This is a genomic window from Sphingomonas ginkgonis, assembly GCF_003970925.1.
In the GTDB taxonomy this organism is placed as follows: domain Bacteria; phylum Pseudomonadota; class Alphaproteobacteria; order Sphingomonadales; family Sphingomonadaceae; genus Sphingomicrobium; species Sphingomicrobium ginkgonis.
Window position 1 is genome coordinate 888,742 of record NZ_RWJF01000001.1, and the last position, 13,541, is coordinate 902,282.

Genomic DNA, 13,541 nt, shown 5'->3' on the forward strand with positions numbered 1-13,541 from the left:
CGCCCACTCGCAGCGACAGAGGCCCCGCCGACCCCACGCGGCGGGGCCTCTTGATTCCGGAGCCCCTCAGCGATGCTGTCCACGCCAGCGCTCCGGAATGGCCGCACCGCCGCCGCTACCCTCGTCCGGTCCAGCGAGCGGCGGTGCTTGCCTACTTCCCCGGCCGCCGATCGCTTGGAGCAGCTCAGCCACCGGCTCGACGAGCTGATCCGCGAAATCCGCTTGGCGCCACCATCTCAACAGCGCCACGACAGCCATGTCGCCCAGGCCGAGGCAATCGCCGGCGAAATCAGGACGGTCTTTCGCGGCGCTGCACCGACAGTCAACACGCCACTGCGCCAAGACGGAAACCGAGCCTGGTGGTGAACCTCGAAGCGTTGCGAGCCACGATCGCCGCCGCGCCGCCGACAGGCGCAGCCACGGCCGTGACACGTAGCTGGTTGGAGGCCGTAGAACGCGACCTCGCCGAGCTGGCTGTACGCCGGCGTCAGGAGCCCCGATGAGCGAGCCGACGAATGACGGCGATGGCCAGAGCGCGCCAGCACACCCCGCGCAAATTCTCGTCGGTGGCGTCCCCTACCTGCGGGATGCCAAAGGTAGCCTCGTTCCAGTGGAGGCGATCAAGCCCGCCGACCTGCTGATGGATGAAACCGTTCGCGGAATTCTCGACCAGGCCAAGCAGGTCTCGGCGCAAATCGCGGAGTTCAAGGGCGAGACCTTCGACCGGGTCAGTGAGCTGCAGGCGATGTTCGCTCAGCACTATGGCGCCACCGTCGGTGGCAAGAAGGGCAATGTCACCCTGGTCTCTTTCGATGGGTGCCAGAAGGTGCAGGTTCAGGTGGCCGACCTCTTGGAGTTCGGCCCTGAGCTACAGTCAGCCAAGGGCTTGATTGATGAGTGCCTGACCGAGTGGGCAGTCGGGAGCGCCGTCGAACTACGAGCGCTCGTGAACCGCGTTTTCCAGGTCGACAAGGAAGGCCACATCAACCGCGCCGAGCTGTTCATGCTCTTGCGGGTAGAAATCCAAGACGAGCGCTGGGTGCGAGCCATGGATGCGATCCGCGACTCGATGCGGATTATCGGCTCTCGGACCTACGTACGTTTCTATGATCGAGCGGCCCCAGCCGACCCTTGGAAGGCGGTTACGATCGACATGGCGTCCGCCTGAGCACCTGTGCCGACCCAGCCCCCTCGGTTCGGTCGCCCGGCACGCACGGTTAAGCCTTGGGCTCGACCTACCAACGAGCCTGATCGCCGGAAACGCGGCCGGGCTGGCATGCGTGAGCGAGCCGAGGTCCTGCAGGACGAGCCATTCTGTCGGCATTGCGCGGCTCGCAGCCTCGCGGTGCGCGCCGTGGTGGTCGACCATATCAAGCCGCTCAGCGAGGGCGGCAGCGATGACCGCGGCAACAAGCAGAGCCTCTGCAAGCCGTGCCACGACGCCAAGTCGAAGGCCGAACGGGCGGCCGCCGCACGGCGACGAGCAGGTCGATAGGGGGGAGGGTCAGCCTCTCCGACCGTCCGAAGCGGACACCGGTACCGTAACCGCATTTTTACGCGGGCGAATTCAAAGGGGAAAAAGTGGCCGGATCGATCGCCATCCCCCGCCGAGGCTCCGTGCACTACTCGGATCGGCTTTACGACCCTGTGCTGGTCCGGATCGCTAGGCGGATCGAGGTTCTCCTCGACGGCCACCCAGTCCCGCGGGTGATTGCATTCGACTGCGAGCGCGGGTGGGTGAGGGCGCTGGAACCGCGGGAAGCTCGACACCGGCAAAGGCCTGACGGCAAGGTCGGCGAGCGTATTCTCCGCGGCCGGGTTCACGTTCGCTGGCGCTGAGGCGTGTCTAGGGGCGGCCCACGGCCGGGCGCCGGACGCCGGCGCAAGGCGCCCGAGCTGAAGGAGCTATCCGGCACGGCACGCAAGGACCGCGCGCTGGCGCCGGTGCCTGCGGCGAGCGGGCCTGGTCCGATGATCGCGCCCATCCACCTGTCGGATCTGGCGCAGCTCATTTTTGCTGACCTTGCAACGATGCTCGAGCAGGAGTTGCGGTCCAATCCGCACTACGCGCAGCACGTCGCGTTGCTCGCTCAGCGACTTGAGCAGGTCCAGCGCTACCAGGCTGTCCTCGAGGTCGAGGGCGATACCTACGAGACCTTCACGAAAACCGGACGGATGATCCGGGCCCGGCCCGAGGTGGCCATGCTCTCGGACGCCATGCGCCAAGCTCAGTCGCTGATCGGAGAGCTGATGCTCAATCCGTCGGCAGCACTTCGAATTGCCAGCGGCCACAAGGCGGAAGCCGGGGCCTTCGACGATTTCTAGGGGACGAGAATGGGAATGAGCTTCTTCCACCGCGTGGCGTTTGCCGTTCTGGCCTGCACGGCACCAATTGCCCCATGGGCGTTGCCGCAGCCCTTCGTGCTGGAGGCCGGCCCAGAGGTTCGCTTAGTACCACGCAAGAAAAAGCCGGCTTTGGCAACGGTACCGGCTCGGTATCGTCGTGGGAAGCGGGCTCAGGCCAAACCAGCTCGGCGACCGAACCGCCTCCACATCAGCAAGCGGGTGCGCCGCAAGCATCGTCGCGCAGCCTAGGCTGATGTGTCCGCGATCGAGGCGCGCCCCTATGCGGCGATCGCGGAGCAGTACGCCCGCGACGTAACCAAGGGCAAGATTCCCGCCGGCAAGTCCATCCGGCTCCAAGCGCAGCGCTTCCTCGACGAGCTGAAGCTTCAGCGCCGCAAAGACTTCCCCTTCCGCTTCGACATCGACAAAGCCGCTCGGGTCTGCCGCTTCATCGAAAAGCTGCCCCACTCCAAGGGCAAATGGGCGCGGGCGAAGGAGACAATCCGCCTCGAGCCGTGGCAGGTTTGGATCCTCTGCTGCACGTTTGGATGGCTGAGAAAGGCTTCGGGCCTCCGGCGGTTTCGCAAGCTCTTCGTGGTTGTGCCGCGCAAGAACGGCAAGTCGGCGATCGCCGCCGGCATCGCGCTGTACATGTTCTGCGCCGACGGGGAGTTCGGCGCGGAAGTCTACTCCGGTGCGACGAACGAGAAGCAGGCCTGGGAGGTGTTCCGCCCCGCCCAGCTGATGGCCAAGCGGACGCCGGCGCTGCTCGCCAAGTTCGGCATCGAGGTCAATGCCAAGTCGCTGGTGCGGGTCGACGACGCCAGCAAGATGGAGACAATCGTCGGTGATCCCGGCGACGGGCAAAGCCCCAGCTGCTCCATCCACGACGAATATCACGAGCATGCCGACGACGGCCAGGTCGACACGATGGAAACGGGCATGGGTGCCCGCGACCAGCCTCTGCAGGTGCTCATCACCACGGCAGGGGACAACCTTGCCGGGCCTTGTTACGCGGCGATCGGCGAGGAGCGCGAGAAGCTCGCCGGGATCGGCCACAACGGTGGACCGCCACTCGACGACGAATGCTTCTTCGCCGAGTACACCATCGACGAAGGCGATGACTGGAAGAGCGAGGCGGCGCTTCGCAAGGCCAACCCCAATTTCGACGTGTCGGTGTCTGGCGACTTCCTCCGGGCTCGCCAGCGGGACGCCATCAACACGCCGCGCAAGGCCGGCGTTTTCAAGACCAAGCACCTCAACCTCTGGGTAGCGGCGAAGGCTGCCTACTTCGACATCGAGAAGTGGCGGATCTGCCGTCGGTCGGACCTGCCGATGCATGCCGGGGAGTGCCTCGGGCTAGATTGGCTGAAAGGCCGGCGCTGCATCGCGGCGCTGGATCTCGCCTCCAAGATCGACATCGCCGCCCTCGAGCTGCTGTTCCTGCCGCTCGGAGCCAAGGCGACCAGGGAAGATCCGTACATCCGGGTCGGGTTCTACTTTCTGCCCTCAGAGACCGTGCTGAACGTACCTGCCTACCAGGCTTGGGACGCGCTTGGACTTCTCTCCGTCACCGACGGCAACATCATCGATTACGACGAGATATTGGAGGTGCTGCGCGATATCCGCAGCACATTCCAGCTCGAGCAGGTGGCCTACGATCCGCACCAGGCGACCATGATGGTCACCACGATGGTGAAGGAGGGGTTTCCGGTCATCGAGTATCGGCCAATCGTCCTGAACTTCTCGGAGCCCATGAAGGAGCTCGACGCTCTCACGAAGGCCGGCACGATCGCCCACGGCGGCTGTCCGGTCATGGAATGGGAGATCAACAACGTCGTCGCTCAGCCAGACGCCAAGGACAACGTCTACCCGCGCAAGCCGCGCGAAGAGGCGAAGATCGACAATCCGGTAGCGCTGATCAGCGCCTTGGGGGTGGCCATGCAAGGTGACGAGCAGGCCGATGCAGCATCGCCGTTCGATGACCCGGATTTTGTACTGGAAGGGGCAGAATGAAACTCTGGCCCTTCGGCCGCAGTGATCGCGAGGAGCGATCATTCGAGCGGCAGGACACGATCAGCTCATCGGCGAGCTGGGAGGAGTGGTCAGCCTTCCTGGGCGTTGCGAACGGCCAAGCCGAGCTGCCCCACGTCACGATCGAGACGGCGCTCGAGGTGCCCGCGGTATTCGCAGCAGCCAACTTCCTTCCTCGCATGATGGCGACGCTGCCGCTCCATGCGTTTCGCAGCGCCGCGGGCGACGCCGAGCGGGTCGACGGCGATCTGCAAATGCTGCTGAACGAGGCTCCGAACCCGGAATGGACCAGCGCCAATTGGCGCCGGTACATGTGGCAGGGTGTCTTCACCGGCGGCCGCGGCGTTAGCTGGATAGAGCGCAACGGCGTCCGACCAGTGGCGATCTGGCCGATGGACCCGGCCCAGACCACCGTCTTTCGTCGAAACGGTCGGCGCTTCTACCGTTGCGGCGGCAACGAATATCCGGCGACCGACGTGATTGACGTCGCGTTCGCACTCCGTAGCGACCAGCTCGGCGCCTACGGCCCGATCTACATGGGCCGGAAGGCGATCGGTCTTGCGATCGCCATGAACAACTTCGCCGCTGGGTTCTTCGCCGGCGGAGGCATCCCGCCCATGGCGCTCGAGGGACCGCTGCCGCAGGGGCCCGACGGCTTCAAACGAGCGGCGGAGCAGATCCAGCGTGCGATAGAACTGGCCCGCAAAGCTGGACGAGCCTTTTTCGGAATGCCGCCCGGACATGCGCTCAAGCCGGTCGGCATCGACCCCGACAAAGGGCAGATGACTGAGGCGCGGCTGTTCCAGATCCAGGAGATCGCCCGACTATACGGCTTGCCGCCGGTCTTCCTGCAGGATCTGTCGAAGGGCACGTTCACCAACACCGAGCAGCAGGATCTGCAGTTGGTGAAGCACCTGGCCATTCACTGGGCGGTGATCTTCGAGCAGGAGCTCAATCTCAAGCTTTTCGGCCAGCGCCGGCGGGCTCGTGAGGTCAAGCACAACCTCGACGGCCTGCAGCGCGCCGACTTCAAGAGCCGGATCGAGGGACTGGCGCGAGGCATCCAGACGGGTCAGCTCACGCCGAACGAGGCGCGCGGCCTCGAAGATCGGCCGCCGATGGACCAGGGCGACCAGCTCTACATCCAGGGCGCGACTGTGCCGCTCGGAACGGTTCTCGCCAATCCCAAGGGCACCGCAAGCCCGCAGGTTAACGATAATGGGGACCAGAATGACGGCACCAGCCAAGCAGCCTGAGGGGCGGGAGCAGCGCGCGGTCTCGACCTCGCTCGAGCTTCGCGCAGCCGCCGCACAGGGCGAGGGGCGCACCGCCACGGGGTACGCCTGCCTGTTCGGCAACAAGACCGCCATCGGCAGCTACTGGACCGAGGAGATCCGCCAAGGCGCCTTCAGCAAGTCGCTCGCCGAGAACGACGTCATCGCAGTCGTTGCTCACGACACTGGCCGCGTGGTCGGACGGACTGGGGCCGGCACGCTATCGTTGCGCGAAGACGCCAAGGGCCTCGCGTTTGAAAACCAGCTGCCCGACACAACCGACGGCCGTGACCTGGTCGTGCTCCTCGAGCGGCAGGACATTCCCGGGATGAGCTTCGGCTTCATCACCCGCAAGCAGGAGTGGGATGAGACCGTGGATCCGCCCCACCGGACCATCATCGAGGCTGATCTCTATGAGATCACCTACACGCCCTGCCCCGCCTACCCCGATACCGAAGTCGGCCTGCGCGACCTTGAGCACGCTCGCACCGAGCGGCGGCAGCACAATCGTGCCGGTGCCGAGGCCCGTATGGCGGCGCGCCGCGCCCGCCAGGCGCAGGCGGAACGCCAGCTCTAACCCGATTACCGGCCATCGGCCGAGGCGCTCGCCGGCGCTCGCAACCGGCGCAATCAATTTGGAGAACATCATGGCTCGTTTGATCCAGCTGCACGAGCAGCGTGGGCGCCTGGTGACGCAGGCCCGCGAAGCGCTCGACGCCATCACCAACAACACCGACGATGCGCGCACGGCCGAGCTCGAGGGCCGCCACGACACGATCATGGGCGAACTCGACAAGCTCGACGCCCAGATCAAGCGCGAGGCGCGTCAGGCGCAGCTCGAGACCGAGGAGGACGAGCGCCGCTCGCGCCAGCGTCCGACCGGTCCCGATGCCGAAACCCGTGCTCGCGACGGCAACGAGGACGATCGGCCGACCAACGAGGAGGCCGAGCGCGCTCAGACCGAGTACCGTGACGCCTTCTTCGCAATGCTGGCCGAGGGCGGCGACGTTTCGACCCTGTCGGCCGAGCAGCGGACCCTGCTCCGCCGCGGCTACGTCGAGAACCGCACCCAGACTGTCGGCACGCCGGCGGCCGGCGGCTACACCGTGCCGCGCACCCTCGCCAATCGCATCATCGAGGTGATGAAGGACTGGGGCCCGATGTACGATCCGGGCATCACCGACGAGATGACCACCAGTGGTGGCAACCCGTACGACCTTCCCACCAACGATGACACCGGCAACAGCGCCGGCGATCTGGCGGAAGCGGCCGACCTGACCGACGACGGTTCGGGCGACCTGATCTTCGGGCAGGCGACGATCAGCGCCTACGTCTCGGCGACCCCGTGGCTGAAAATCAGCTTCGAGCTGCTCCAGGACTCGCAGTTCAATGTCGAGCAGTTCATCGCCCGCAAGCTGGGCGAGCGACTCGGCCGGCGTGCCAACGCCAAGCTGACCGTGGGTACCGGTGTCAGCCAGCCCCAAGGCATCGTGGTCGGCTCGGCGCAGGGCAAGATCGCGGCTGCGGTCGCGGCGATCGCCGCGGACGAGCTCATCGAGCTGCAGCACTCGGTCAATCAGGCCTATCGCCGCAGCCCGAGCTGCCGCTGGATGTTCGCCGACACCACGCTCGCGGCGATCCGCAAGCTCAAGGATGGCCAGGGCAATTATCTGTGGCAGATGGGCGATGTCCGCGCGAATGCCCCCGACGTGATCCTCGGCAAGCGCTACGAGGTCAACGACGACGTTCCAGTTATGGCCACCGGCAACCGCTCGGTGCTGTTCGGTGACTTCAGCCGCTACACCGTCCGCAAGGTCGGTTCGCCGCTGATCGGCACCGTGCGCGAGCGTTTCTGGCCGAAGGTCGGCATGGCGGGGCTTGCCCGATACGACGGCCGCCTGCTCGACGCGAATGCCGTCAAGCACCTCAAGCAGGCCTAACGAGAGCAGAGCGCCCCGCTGCACGCGGGGCGCTCTCTCTTCAATGCGGCCGCCACCGGCGACCGCGCTGAAGGGAGAGCATGATGAGCGAATTCAGCGACCTCAAGGCCGAGCACCTGAAGCTTGCCGGCAAGAGCCCGAAGCCGATGAGCCTCGACGCCCTTCGAAGCCGGGTTGCCGAGCTGCGAACGAACGCTGCGCAATCCGCGGCTGCGGCGTCCGCGCCTGCCGGCGGCCGGGAGCAGGGGCTCATGGGCAGCCCGAGGCTGCCCGCCAGTGTGCGGATAGCCGGCGAGGAGCGCCAGCTCGGCGACGCGGTGCGAATGGCTTTCGAGAAGTCCGGCTTGTCGGCCGAGGATTGGAACGCGCTGAGCGAAGATGACCGTGATGCGCGGATCTCGACGGTGATCGATGTCGTCCCCGACGCGCCCACCACGCCTGCCGCGCCGTCGCTGAGCGCGGACTTGGCTGAACTCGACCTCGTCCTCGGCGAAGACGGCCGGGTGTTGATTGAGATGCTCACCGGGCTCAGTGGTCCCGAGCTGAGCCTCAGCCCCGGCGACCCTCACCGCGCCGAGCCGGCGGAAGCTGTCCGCCTGGTCCGCGCCCAATTCGCGAAGAAGGGCTGAGCCATGCAAAAGTCCATTGCCGTCCGGAACGCCCAGAACGACGCGATCGAGAGCGCGATCGGCGCTTCGGCCGTGCTGAAGATCCGCTCGGGCGCCGCGCCGGCGAGCTGCGCGGCGGCCGATACAGGAACCGTCGTGGCGACCATGCTGCTGCCCGCCGACTGGATGGCCAACTCGGCCGGGGGCGTGAAGGGCCTCCAGGGCACTTGGCAGGACAGCGCGGCCGATGCCGCCAATGCTGGCGGCGCATGCCACTGGCGCATCTACGCCAGCGACGGGGTCACCTGTCATCTGCAGGGCACCGTGTCGGTGAACGGTGGAGGCGGCGAGCTCCAGCTCGACAACCTCAACATCGCCGCCGGACAGCAGGTGACGGTCGGCAGCTTCAACATCACGGCGTCCGGCGCCTGATCGGCGCCCGCATCGATGGCGGACAACACGACCCTGAACAGCGGCGCCGGCGGAGACGTCATCGCCACTGACGATATCGGCGGGATCAAGCACCAGCGGGTCAAGGTTGAGTTCGGGGTCGATGGGCAAGCCAGCGATGTCGCCAACAGCAACCCACTCCCAACCTTCGATCGGCACGATGGCCGGACTTTGGTCCAGTTCTACGCCACCGGCGTGGCGGCCGGGGCAACGGGAGCTGAAACAGCCGTACCGCTAACGAAGGCCGGCACCTTGGGTGCCGCCCCGCCGGCGGCCGCAGCCTCTCTCGTACCGCCGAGCGGCAAGCGCTTCAGGATCACTTCGCTGACCTTCGCAACGCGCGGCAATGCCACCGCCACCGCTCAGGTGACCACGTTCAATATCCGGGTGAACGCCGGTGGAGTGGTGGCCACCACCAGTCCCGGGATCCTCCTTCAGGTGCGCCTGGCTACGCCGGCAACCGCCCTTGCTTGGGATCGACTTACGATCAGCTTTGAAGACGATGGACCGGAGCTGGTCGGCGACGCGGCGCTGCAGTGGGGGATCACGGCCAATGCAGTGTTTGTCACCAACGCGCCGACCTGGGACGTGCTGATCACCGGGTATGAGTTCACCTGATGCTGCTCATGTTCCTGAACCTGGCAGCGGCGGCCGCGGCCATCGGGGCGACCGCGAACATCTCGGATGCCGCGGATGCGGCGCTCGGCAATGCTGCTGCGCCGGCCTTCGCATCGGGGAACAGCGCTGAGGCGGCTGAAACGTTCGCTGCCGCTGGCTCGGCTGGGCTCGCGGGCACGGGATATTGCCTGGATGGAGCTGAGGCGCTTAGCGGCTCGGGCGCGGCCCGGGCGAGCAGCGCCGGTAGCATCGTCGACAATCCAGACCCCATCGCTGCCGCGGGCACCAATCTTGCTTCAGCGGGCGGCGCGATATCGGAGGGCGCCGACACCAGCGTCGCGATCGCGGCCGCTCTCCTTGCCGGGTTCGGAAGCGCGTCGGAGAGCTCGGACGGCGTCGTTGCCGCCGGCATGTCTGTGTCTACCGGCTCTGCGCTCGTGTCCGATGGGGCCGATGCCGCCGCTGCCGCCGGCACGGTGCAAGCCCAGGCAGCCGGTCAGGTTGTGGACCAACCGGAAACCGCCACCGTCACCGGCGCGGCGACGATCGCCGCGCGGGTAGCGGTCTCCGACGGCGCCGATGTCGCTTCCGGGCAGTTCGCCGCACTCGCTTCAGGCGCGGGACTGCTCCTCGAAGACGGGGACACGGCCGGCGGTGGGGGTGTCGCCCGGATCGCGGCCTCCGGAACGACTAGCGAGGGCACCGACAGCGCTGCGGCGACGGCAAGTGCCGCCGCCGCTGGCGCCAAGGCGGCCATCGTGGACAGCGACGACTACCTTCAAGCGATCGGCTCGACCGTCCTCCACGGCGCCGGCAGCGTCGCAGACGTACCAGAGGGGCAGGAAGCGACGGCCTCGGCCGACGTCGTCGCGACCGCGCAGCTCAGCGATCACGAGATCGCTGCTGGCACGGGTCGAGCCGAGGCCGGTGGTACCATGGTCATCGCCGATGACCCTGACACCCCCGGAGCGCTCGTCCTTAGCCTTGTGGTGGGAACCATGAGCGCGGTCGAAGCGGGCGACCTGGTCGCCGCGGCCGGCGTCGTGCGTGCTCCACTACCGGGTCGAGACACTGCCATCCCGGCCCGCTCGGAGAGCGCCAGTCGCGGCGCTTCTACCAGCGGCAGCGGGTCGCGCTGGGGTGGCGCGGTATCCAAGCGCCTTGCGCAGACCTCGGGAGGGCGGCGATGGGCCTGAAGCGAGTGGTTCAGCCGGCTCCGGCTATCTCGCTGGAAGACGCGAAGCGGCAGTGCCGACTTGCGCCGAGCGAGACGACGGACGAGCTGCTCATCGTCGACTACGTTGCGGCCGCTACCGACGTGCTCGAGCTCTATTTGGGCCGGTCGATCATGCCGCAGACCTGGGAGCTGACGCTCGACGCCTTCAGCGACACAATCCTGCTTCCGCGGGGTCCGGTCCAGTCGATCGAGTCTGTCTCATATTTCGATCCCGACGGCGTGAAGCAGACCCTTGCAGCCGAAGCCTACCAGCTCGACTCCACCAGCGATCCTGCCTGGCTGGTGCTGGCCGGCGGGGCGGCGTGGCCGGAACTGAGTATCGGCGTTAACAATGTCGTGATCCGGTTCGTGGCCGGGTGTGCCACGGTCCCGCCAAGCCTGTTGCTCGTGATCAGGTCGCTTGTTGCCCAGATGTACGACGAGCCGACCCTGGTCCCCGAGATCGACGAGCGGCTCGCCGGGTTCCTGGTCAACCAACGCTCCTACGCCGAGTAGACCATAGTGAAGAGGGCGCTCACAGGCCGGCTCCGCGACCTGATCCGGATCGAACAACCTGTCGCCGCTGACGGCTTCGATTCCGCAGGCAAAGGAACCTGGACGCCAGTCGCCGAGGTATGGGCGGAGGTGGAAGACACATTGCCGCGGCGCGGCGAGCAGGTGACCGACGGCATCGACCTCGTGACCCGGGCCGCTCGGGTGACGATCCGCTACCGCGAGGACATCATGGCCTCGATGCGGGTAACGGTTGGGCGGTACGTGCGCGAGGGTGACGGACAGATCTGGCAGGCCCGTCGCACTGCCCAAATCGTCAGCGCCCCCGCGATACTCGGAAGGCGGGAGGCGCTCGTCTTCATGATCGAGGATTACAGCTCAGCCGGAAACGCTGCCTGATGCCGACAGTGCGCGGCCGGGGTGAGGTTGACGCTTACTTTGCCAAGCTTCCGATCGACCTGACCAAGGTTCTTCGCGGCGCCGCTCGCGCTGCTGCGACAGTGGTCGCCGACGAAGCAAAGGCACGCTCCCGTTCAACCGAGGTCGCCGAGGCGGTCAAAGTTGCGACCAAGCAGGAGGATGACCGGGTCATCGCCAAGGTCCAGGTGAAGGGCAAGGGCGCCTACATCGCCCCTTGGCTTGAGTACGGGACCTCGCCTCACTTCATCAGCGTCGACGAGAGCCAGCGGATGGGGATGAGCATCGGCCGCATCAACCAGATGCACAAGGCCGGTTCCCTGGTGATCAACGGTCAGTTCGTCGGCGCGACTGTCCACCATCCGGGCGCCACGCCGCACCCGTTCCTTCGGCCGGCACTCGACACGAAGGAGGCCGAGGCGGTCGCCCAGGCTCAGCGCTACATCAACAGCCGCATCGCACGCGGCCGGGTCACAGCAGCGCCGGAGGTCGATGAGCAATGACCGGCGCCGACATCATCGGAGCGCTCCTGGTCGCTGACGAGACGGTTACGACGATGGTCCCCGCCGAGAGGATCAAGGCCGGCTTGCTGCCGCCCAACATCTTGCTGCCTTCGCTGCTGGTGCGGCTAGTCAGCTCGCTGGAACGGCAAACCTTGGTCCGCGGCGCCTCCGTCCGGATGGTAGATCGGATTTCCGTGACCGTGCGTGCGAGCACCTATCGTGACCAAGTTGAGATGATCCGTCTGGTCCGCGCCGCCTGTGCAGGGTGGCTTGGCGACATGGCTCCCGCGTCGAAGATCTCCGTCCTGTCCGCCGGCGTCGGTCCCGACGTCCCCGGACCGGGCAACAGCTTTGAGCAGACAATCGATTTCCGGGTCTCGTTCAACGTGCCCGCATGAGGAGCAAGAGCATGGCTGAGAAGACCACCAAGACGAAGGCCCTCGTCCTTCGTGATTTCACCGATGCCGGCACCGGCGAGAACTTCACCAAGGACGCCACGCCTTCGATCGAGAGCGGCGTCTTCGCCAACTACGAGGCCGCCGGCCTCGTGGGGAGGTGCGACACGAAGGCCGCCACCGCCTCACCTGCTTCGTCCGCCAAGGATGAAAACCCGCCGGCTTAGCCGGCCCGCCACCAAGGAGATTGATCATGGGTTCCCAGACTGCGGCGGGCTCGACGCTCGCCATTTCGGCGGCCGCGCCCGCCACCCCCGATGCCGCCGGCTACGCCGCGCTGGCGTTCACCGACATCGGCCAGGTCGAAAAGCTGGGCGGCCTCGGTGCCAGCTATGCCAAGGTCGAATTCCAGCCCCTCAAGGGCGCCAAGCAGAAGTACAAGGGCTCGGCCGACTACGGCACGCTCCAGCCCTCGTTGGCGATCGACTCCACCGACGCTGGGCAGACCCTGCTGCAGACTGCCAGCGACAACGAGACGAACGCTCTCTACAGCTTCAAGGTCACCTACCCGGATGGCGCGAAGCGCTACTTCCAGGGTCGTGTCTTCGGGATGCCGGAGACCACGGATGGCGCCGACACCATGCTGATGGCCAATCCCAGCATCGAGATCTGCACCAAGATCGTGAAGGTAGCCGCCGCCTAACCCCGACAACCCTTTCCGGCACCTAGCCGGACTAACAGGCATCGACCCGCCTCGCGCTCTCGCGGGCGGGGCGGGTCGGTGCACCACCGCGAGAAGGAATAGAAGACCATGGACGCATCGAAGCTCAAGGCGGCCGCGACTTCCGCCATCCACGTCAAGAACGCCGCTGGCGAGCCACTGTACGACGGCGAGGCCCCGGTCCGCATCATCGTCCACGGTCCCGGCAGTCGCGCCTACGGCGAAATCGACACCCGCCAGACTGCCCGCGCGCTGAAGCGCATGAACGACAACGACGGCAAGATGACGGCCGCCACGGCCGAGGAGCGTCGGCAGGAAGCGGCCGAGGATCTCGCCGCTGTGACCATCAGCTTCGAGCACCTAACCTACGGCGACCTGACGGGCACCGAGCTGTTCGAGGCCGTCTACGGCGATCCGCAGCTGGGCTTCATCGTCAAGCAGGTGTCGAAGCACCTGGCTGACTGGGGAAACTTCAAACCCGCCTCGCTCGAGGCCTGAAGCTCTAC

Annotated in this window: 19 protein-coding genes; all 19 read left to right on the plus strand. The window is 66.4% G+C overall.

Features of this window, described 5'->3' with window-relative positions; all coding sequences use genetic code 11:
• The first annotated feature begins 174 nt into the window (after positions 1 to 174).
• The 19 genes from HMF7854_RS04365 (at position 175) to HMF7854_RS04455 (ending at position 13,533) form a co-directional block, all read left to right on the plus strand.
• On the plus strand, positions 175 to 366 hold the full coding sequence (locus tag HMF7854_RS04365) for a hypothetical protein (RefSeq protein WP_126717980.1): 192 nt from the start codon (positions 175 to 177) through the stop codon (positions 364 to 366).
• Between the two features lie 133 nt (positions 367 to 499).
• Positions 500 to 1,168: a DUF3164 family protein gene (locus tag HMF7854_RS04370; protein WP_126717981.1), complete on the plus strand. Its 669-nt coding sequence runs from the start codon at positions 500 to 502 to the stop codon at positions 1,166 to 1,168.
• A gap of 108 nt (positions 1,169 to 1,276) precedes the next feature.
• Positions 1,277 to 1,495, plus strand: a complete 219-nt coding sequence (locus tag HMF7854_RS04375; protein WP_126717982.1) for an HNH endonuclease — start codon at positions 1,277 to 1,279, stop codon at positions 1,493 to 1,495.
• Positions 1,496 to 1,971: 476 nt separating this feature from the next.
• On the plus strand, positions 1,972 to 2,325 hold the full coding sequence (locus HMF7854_RS04380; RefSeq protein WP_126717983.1) for a P27 family phage terminase small subunit: 354 nt from the start codon (positions 1,972 to 1,974) through the stop codon (positions 2,323 to 2,325).
• Between the two features lie 276 nt (positions 2,326 to 2,601).
• Positions 2,602 to 4,362, plus strand: coding sequence for a terminase large subunit (locus HMF7854_RS04385; protein ID WP_221766409.1), 1,761 nt, complete (start codon positions 2,602 to 2,604; stop codon positions 4,360 to 4,362).
• A complete protein-coding gene (locus tag HMF7854_RS04390) occupies positions 4,359 to 5,636 on the plus strand; it encodes a phage portal protein (protein ID WP_126717984.1) in 1,278 nt (425 codons plus the stop codon). Before HMF7854_RS04385 ends, HMF7854_RS04390 begins: the two co-directional genes overlap by 4 nt.
• A complete protein-coding gene (locus HMF7854_RS04395) occupies positions 5,611 to 6,231 on the plus strand; it encodes an HK97 family phage prohead protease (protein WP_126717985.1) in 621 nt (206 codons plus the stop codon). The genes HMF7854_RS04390 and HMF7854_RS04395 overlap by 26 nt, the downstream gene beginning before the upstream one ends.
• A 70-nt stretch (positions 6,232 to 6,301) precedes the next feature.
• A complete protein-coding gene (locus HMF7854_RS04400) occupies positions 6,302 to 7,594 on the plus strand; it encodes a phage major capsid protein (protein ID WP_126717986.1) in 1,293 nt (430 codons plus the stop codon).
• A gap of 83 nt (positions 7,595 to 7,677) precedes the next feature.
• Positions 7,678 to 8,223 (plus strand): hypothetical protein, encoded by a 546-nt coding sequence (locus tag HMF7854_RS04405; protein ID WP_148104689.1) that lies wholly within the window; start codon positions 7,678 to 7,680, stop codon positions 8,221 to 8,223.
• A 3-nt stretch (positions 8,224 to 8,226) separates the two neighbouring features.
• Positions 8,227 to 8,634 (plus strand): hypothetical protein, encoded by a 408-nt coding sequence (locus tag HMF7854_RS04410; protein ID WP_126717988.1) that lies wholly within the window; start codon positions 8,227 to 8,229, stop codon positions 8,632 to 8,634.
• A gap of 15 nt (positions 8,635 to 8,649) precedes the next feature.
• Entirely contained in the window at positions 8,650 to 9,270 is a 621-nt protein-coding gene (locus HMF7854_RS04415) for a hypothetical protein (protein ID WP_126717989.1), read from the plus strand.
• Entirely contained in the window at positions 9,270 to 10,466 is a 1,197-nt protein-coding gene (locus HMF7854_RS04420) for a hypothetical protein (protein ID WP_126717990.1), read from the plus strand. Before HMF7854_RS04415 ends, HMF7854_RS04420 begins: the two co-directional genes overlap by 1 nt.
• Positions 10,457 to 11,002, plus strand: a complete 546-nt coding sequence (locus tag HMF7854_RS04425) for a head-tail connector protein (protein ID WP_126717991.1) — start codon at positions 10,457 to 10,459, stop codon at positions 11,000 to 11,002. The genes HMF7854_RS04420 and HMF7854_RS04425 overlap by 10 nt, the downstream gene beginning before the upstream one ends.
• Before the next feature lie 6 nt (positions 11,003 to 11,008).
• Positions 11,009 to 11,398, plus strand: coding sequence for a phage head completion protein (locus tag HMF7854_RS04430; protein ID WP_239016835.1), 390 nt, complete (start codon positions 11,009 to 11,011; stop codon positions 11,396 to 11,398).
• Positions 11,398 to 11,919, plus strand: a complete 522-nt coding sequence (locus tag HMF7854_RS04435) for an HK97 gp10 family phage protein (protein WP_239016836.1) — start codon at positions 11,398 to 11,400, stop codon at positions 11,917 to 11,919. Before HMF7854_RS04430 ends, HMF7854_RS04435 begins: the two co-directional genes overlap by 1 nt.
• On the plus strand, positions 11,916 to 12,317 hold the full coding sequence (locus tag HMF7854_RS04440) for a hypothetical protein (RefSeq protein WP_126717994.1): 402 nt from the start codon (positions 11,916 to 11,918) through the stop codon (positions 12,315 to 12,317). The genes HMF7854_RS04435 and HMF7854_RS04440 overlap by 4 nt, the downstream gene beginning before the upstream one ends.
• 11 nt (positions 12,318 to 12,328) lie before the next feature.
• Entirely contained in the window at positions 12,329 to 12,541 is a 213-nt protein-coding gene (locus HMF7854_RS04445; protein WP_126717995.1) for a hypothetical protein, read from the plus strand.
• A 26-nt stretch (positions 12,542 to 12,567) separates the two neighbouring features.
• Positions 12,568 to 13,017 carry a hypothetical protein gene (locus tag HMF7854_RS04450; RefSeq protein ID WP_126717996.1) on the plus strand — a complete coding sequence of 150 codons (450 nt, stop codon included), beginning with the start codon at positions 12,568 to 12,570 and terminating at the stop codon, positions 13,015 to 13,017.
• Positions 13,018 to 13,125: 108 nt separating this feature from the next.
• Positions 13,126 to 13,533 carry a hypothetical protein gene (locus tag HMF7854_RS04455; protein WP_126717997.1) on the plus strand — a complete coding sequence of 136 codons (408 nt, stop codon included), beginning with the start codon at positions 13,126 to 13,128 and terminating at the stop codon, positions 13,531 to 13,533.
• The last annotated feature ends 8 nt before the right edge of the window (positions 13,534 to 13,541 follow it).